5 protein-coding genes and 1 pseudogene are annotated in these 5,231 nt (G+C 66.2%); 4 read left to right on the forward strand and 2 right to left on the reverse strand.

The features are described 5' to 3' along the window. Positions 1-149 (forward strand): annotated as a pseudogene (locus BN903_RS16985) (RimK family alpha-L-glutamate ligase); the annotation flags it as partial. Positions 150-185: 36 nt separating this feature from the next. On the opposite strand, the gene BN903_RS13390 reads toward BN903_RS16985, so the two are convergent. Then, entirely contained in the window at positions 186-566 is a 381-nt protein-coding gene (locus tag BN903_RS13390; protein ID WP_048078245.1) for an Hsp20/alpha crystallin family protein, read from the reverse strand. Between the two features lie 164 nt (positions 567-730). On the opposite strand from BN903_RS13390, the gene gap reads away from it, so the two are divergent. Next, on the forward strand, positions 731-1,783 hold the full coding sequence (gap, locus tag BN903_RS13395; protein ID WP_048078210.1) for a type I glyceraldehyde-3-phosphate dehydrogenase: 1,053 nt from the start codon (positions 731-733) through the stop codon (positions 1,781-1,783). A gap of 98 nt (positions 1,784-1,881) precedes the next feature. Next, the gene (locus tag BN903_RS13400; RefSeq protein WP_048078211.1) at positions 1,882-3,105 is read left to right on the forward strand and encodes a phosphoglycerate kinase; all 1,224 of its coding nucleotides are present in this window, start codon (positions 1,882-1,884) and stop codon (positions 3,103-3,105) included. Positions 3,106-3,129: 24 nt separating this feature from the next. Here BN903_RS13400 and lrp read toward each other — a convergent pair whose 3' ends face one another. Then, a complete protein-coding gene (lrp, locus tag BN903_RS13405) occupies positions 3,130-3,591 on the reverse strand; it encodes an HTH-type transcriptional regulator Lrp (RefSeq protein ID WP_048078212.1) in 462 nt (153 codons plus the stop codon). Between the two features lie 126 nt (positions 3,592-3,717). On the opposite strand from lrp, the gene glnA reads away from it, so the two are divergent. Beyond that, positions 3,718-5,085 (forward strand): type I glutamate--ammonia ligase, encoded by a 1,368-nt coding sequence (glnA, locus tag BN903_RS13410; RefSeq protein WP_048078213.1) that lies wholly within the window; start codon positions 3,718-3,720, stop codon positions 5,083-5,085. Positions 5,086-5,231: the final 146 nt, after the last annotated feature.

Genomic DNA, 5,231 nt, shown 5'->3' on the forward strand with positions numbered 1-5,231 from the left:
ACCTGGGCGTCGACCTGCTGGCGACCGACGACCGGCTCGTCGTCAACGAGACGAACGCCCGGCCGACCGTCGACGCCGCGACGAAGTACGAGGACGACTTCTACGACCGACTCGCGGCTCTGATCCGACGGACCGCTAGCAGAGAGTAGCCGAAGGACGGCGAAGAGACGGAGGCAGAGAGCGACTCAGACGAGGTCGATCGACGCGCTGTCGTCGGCGCGGTCGAACGTGACCTCCAGGACGCCGTTGTTGAACGTCGCGTCGGCGGAGTGTTCGTCGACGGGCGCGGGGAGGTCGACGGTCTCGTCGTACTCGCGCCGGTCGGAGACCGCGGAGATGGTGAGCGCGTCGCCGTCGCAGCGCAGCGAGAGGTCCTCCTTCGAGACGGCGGGGAGGTCGGCGACGAGACGTACCGACTCCTCGGTGGCATACGCGTCGACGTGGGTGTCGGAGCCGAACCCGGCGTCGTCCGCGGACGGCCCGTTCGCGTTGGCCATCTCGTTCATCATCCGCTCGATCTCCTCGAAGAAGTCTCCGAACGGATCGTCGCGGTCGTCTCTGTCCATACCTCCCGTGAAGTCGGTGACCCCGATAAGCCTTCTGTCGGTCGCCGTATCGGCCGCCATCAGAGCCGCCGTCGACGCGGCCGTTCGTAACAAATTCGAACGATTATGACGATCTCGGGGCGACTGAGCCGGATTTAAGTAGTTGGCTCTCGCCTTTTTCGAACATGAGTAAATCGCATCTGGCAGCTGGCGACGACGTGAGCGACGACGAGGTCGTTCGAGTGGGACTCAACGGCTTCGGTCGCATCGGGCGCAACGTGTTCCGCGCGGTCTTGGAGAGTCCGCGGATCGAACTCGTCGGGATCAACGACGTGATGGACTTCGACGACATGGGCTACCTCGCGAAGTACGACACCGTCATGGGGCGGCTGGAGGGCGTCGAGCGCGACGGCGAGGAGCTGACGATCGGCGGGACCTCGGTTCCGCTGTTCAACGTTCAGGATCCCGCTGACCTCCCGTGGGACGAGCTCGACGTCGACGTCGCCTTAGAGTGTACGGGCATCTTCCGCACCCGCGACGACGCAAGCGCGCACCTCGACGGCGGCGCGGACACCGTGATCATCTCCGCCCCGCCGAAGGGCGAGAAGCCGGTCAAACAGCTCGTCTACGGCGTCAACCACGACGAGTACGAGGGCGACGACGTGATCTCGAACGCCTCCTGTACGACGAACTCCATCACGCCGGTCGCGAAGGTGCTCGACGCGGAGTTCGGCATCGACGCCGGGACCCTCACCACCGTCCACGCCTACACCGGCTCGCAGAGCCTCATCGACGGTCCGATGTCGAAGCGCCGCCGCGGCCGCGCGGCCGCCGAGAACATCGTCCCCACCTCGACCGGCGCAGCGGGCGCTGCGCAGGAGGTCCTCCCGCAACTGGAGGGCAAAATCGACGGGATGGCGATGCGCGTCCCGGTTCCGACCGGCTCCATCACCGAGTTCGTCGTCAGCCTCGACGAGCAGGTCACCGAGGAGGATGTCAACGCCGCCTTCCGCGACGCGGCCGACTCCGGCCCGCTCGCGGGCGTTCTCGGCTACACCGACGACGAGGTCGTCTCCTCGGACATCGTCGGCCTCCCCTTCTCCAGCTACGTCGACCTCCAGTCGACGAACGTCATCGCCGGCGGGAAGCTCCTGAAGATCCTCACCTGGTACGACAACGAGTACGGCTTCTCGAACCGGATGCTCGACATGGCCGCGTACGTCCACGACGAGGCGTAAGCGGCGAGCGTGGGCCGCGTTTTCGACGGCACAGTTTCTCGACCGCAACGTTTCCCGGAGCGCCATCCCTTAAATAGCTCATCGACGACCGTTCATCCATGCCCACTTTCGACACCATCGACGACCTTCCGACAGACTCGCGTGTCCTCGTCCGACTCGACCTCAACTCCCCGGTCGAGGACGGCGAACCGCAGGACAACCGACGCTTCGAGCGCCACGCGCGGACCGTCCGCGAACTGGCCGAGGCCGGTCATCGCGTCGTGCTCATGGCCCATCAGGGCCGTCCCGGCCGCGACGACTTCACGTCCCTTTCGGGCCACGCCGCGATCCTCGCCGACCACGTCGGCCGCGACGTGGACTTCGTCGCCGACACCTACGGCGACGAGGCGCTGGCGGCGATCGACGCGCTCGGCGCGGGCGAGATTCTCCTCTTGGAGAACACGCGGATGTGCGACGGCGAACTCCCGGAGGAGTCGCCCGAGGAGAAGGCCGAGACCGAGTTCGTTCGGACGCTGGCACCGCACTTCGACGCGTACGTCAACGACGCGTACTCGGCCGCCCACCGGAAGCACGCCTCGCTGGTCGGGTTCCCGCTCGCGCTCCCCGCGTACGCGGGCCGCGTGATGGAGACGGAGTACGAGGCGAACACGGCCATCGCCACCCGCGAGTTCGACGGCCCGGTGACGATGGTCGTCGGCGGGACGAAGGCGACCGACGTGATCGGCGTGATGGACGCGTTAGACGAGAAAGTGGACCGCTTCCTGCTCGGGGGCGTCGCGGGCGAACTGTTCTTGCGCGCGGCGGGCCACCCGGTCGGTCACGACGTGGGCGGGATGGATCTGTTCGACGAGCAGTGGGAGGCCAACCGCGAACTGATCGAGTCGGTGCTCGACGAGCGCGGCGACGCGATCCGGCTGGCGAGCGACCTCGCGTACGAGGGCTTCGACGGCGACCGCGCGGAGGTCGCCGTCGACGACATCGAGGAGAAGACCGAGGGGTTCCTCGACGTCGGGAGCGAGACGGTCGCAGACTACGAGCCGGCGATCCGCGAGTCGGACGCCGTCTTCGTGAAGGGCGCGCTCGGCGTCTTCGAGGACGAGCGGTTCGCGGACGGGACGGTCGGCGTCTTGGAGGCCATCGCCGAGACCGACTGCTTCTCGGTCGTCGGCGGCGGCGACACCTCGCGGGCCATCGAGATGTACGGCATGAGCGAGGCGGACTTCTCGCACGTCTCCATCGCGGGCGGGGCGTACATCCGCGCGCTGACGGGCGAGCCGCTCCCGGCGGTCGAAGTGCTGGAGGCGGCGGCGAAGCGGGAGTAGCGGGCTACGGGACCGTCGGCCGACTCACTCCTCGTCGACGTCGAGGTCGAACTGCGCGTTCTCGGTGACCGCGTTCAGGACGACGCTCGTGTTCGACTCGCGGATGTCGGCGTCCGTGAGGATCGACTTGATCTGGTCGTTCATCCCGTCGGTGTCGGTGAACTTCCCGATCGCGATCACGTCGTAGTCGCCGGTGACCTCGTAGACGCTCACCATCTGTTTCTCCTGCCGCAGCTTCTCCGTGACGTCCGGCAGGGCGCTCCCCTCGACCTTGAGCTGGAGGATAGCGGTGACGTCGTAGCCGAGCTTGTCGTAGTCGACGACGGGCGTATACCCCCGAATGACTCCCTCTTCTTCGAGGTCGCGGAGGTGGTTCGACACCGTCGTCACCGAGACGTCCAACTCGTCCCCGAGGCTTCGAAGGCTCGCGCGGCCGTTACTGAGCAGGGAGTTAATGAGCTTCGCGTCGAGGTTTTCGTACGTCATCACAATCGATCACGCTTCCGGGGGATTAGAATTTTACGAACGTCCAGCAGTTTTGCCTACCCGGCGGTTCATGCGCCAAGCGATAAGGCCTTTATACTGGCAGATAACGAATCAAGCGTCCAGAACATGACGGACGAACACGCGAAACCGGACGGCGGCCTCACGGCCGAGGAACAGGCGGTACTCGACGAGATCGAGGAGGAGAACGTCGATTTCCTGCGGCTTCAGTTCACCGACATCCTCGGCACCGTAAAGAACGTCTCCGTGCCCGCTCACCAGGCCGAGAAGGCGTTCACCGAGGGCATCTACTTCGACGGCTCTTCCATCGAGGGGTTCGTGCGCATCCAGGAGTCGGACATGCGACTCGTCCCCGATCCCGACACGTTCGCGGTGCTTCCGTGGCGCAGCGGGGAGGACGGCTCCGCGGCCGCTCGGCTCATCTGTGACATCGTCGACACCGACGGCGAGCCGTTCGTCGGCGGTCCGCGCCAGGTGCTCAAGAGCGTCCTCGAAGAGGCCGAGGAGATGGGGTACTCCGTTTCCATCGGTCCCGAGCCGGAGTTCTTCCTCTTCAAGACCGACGACGAGGGGAACGCGACGACGAACCCCCACGACAACGGCGGCTACTTCGATCTCGCCCCGAAGGACCTCGCGTCCGACGTGCGCAAGGAGATCATCTTCACCCTCGAAGAGATGGGCTTCGAGATCGAGGCCTCGCACCACGAGGTCGCCAAGGGCCAACACGAGATCAACTTCAAGTACGACGACGCGCTCACGACCGCGGACAACATCGCGACGTTCCGTGCCGTCGTCCGCGCGGTCGCCGCGCAACACGACCTCCACGCGACGTTCATGCCCAAGCCGATCGCGGATATCAACGGCTCGGGCATGCACAGCCACATCTCGCTTTTCGACGAGGACGGCAACGCGTTCGCCGACGAGGGCGACGAGTTCAATCTCAGCGAGACGGCCTACCAGTTCATGGGCGGCATCCTGAACCACGCCAAGGCGTTCACGGCCGTAACGAACCCGACCGTGAACTCCTACAAGCGGCTGGTGCCCGGCTACGAGGCACCCATCTACGTCGCGTGGTCCGACACGAACCGCTCGGCACTCGTCCGCGTCCCGGACGCCGCCGGCGTCTCCGCGCGGTTCGAGGTCCGCAGCCCCGACCCGTCCTGTAACCCCTACCTCGCGATGGCGTCGCTCATCGCCGCCGGTCTCGACGGGATCAAGACCGGTGCCGACCCCGGCGACCCGGTCCGCGAGGACATCTACGAGTTCGACGACGAGAAGCGCCAGGAGTACGGCATCGAGACGCTGCCGCCGAACCTCGGTGCCGCCGTCGAGGAGCTGGAAGAAGACGAGGTGCTTCAGGAGGCGCTTGGCCCCCACACCTCGGAGAAGTTCGCCGAGGCGAAGTCCCAAGAGTTCAGCGAGTACCTCACCCAGGTGTCGCAGTGGGAGGAGGACCGCTACCTAGAGACGTTCTGAGGCGACACGTCGCCGCGGTCGCGGCCGAAGTCGCGTTTCGCTTTTTTCAGCCGTCGAAGGTCCCGTCGGCGAGGAGCTCTCAGTCCGGCCGTCCCGCGTACTCCGGGAGGGCCGGCAGCGCGACGACGGCGACCACGGCCGCGGTC

The organism is Halorubrum sp. AJ67, assembly GCF_000513435.1.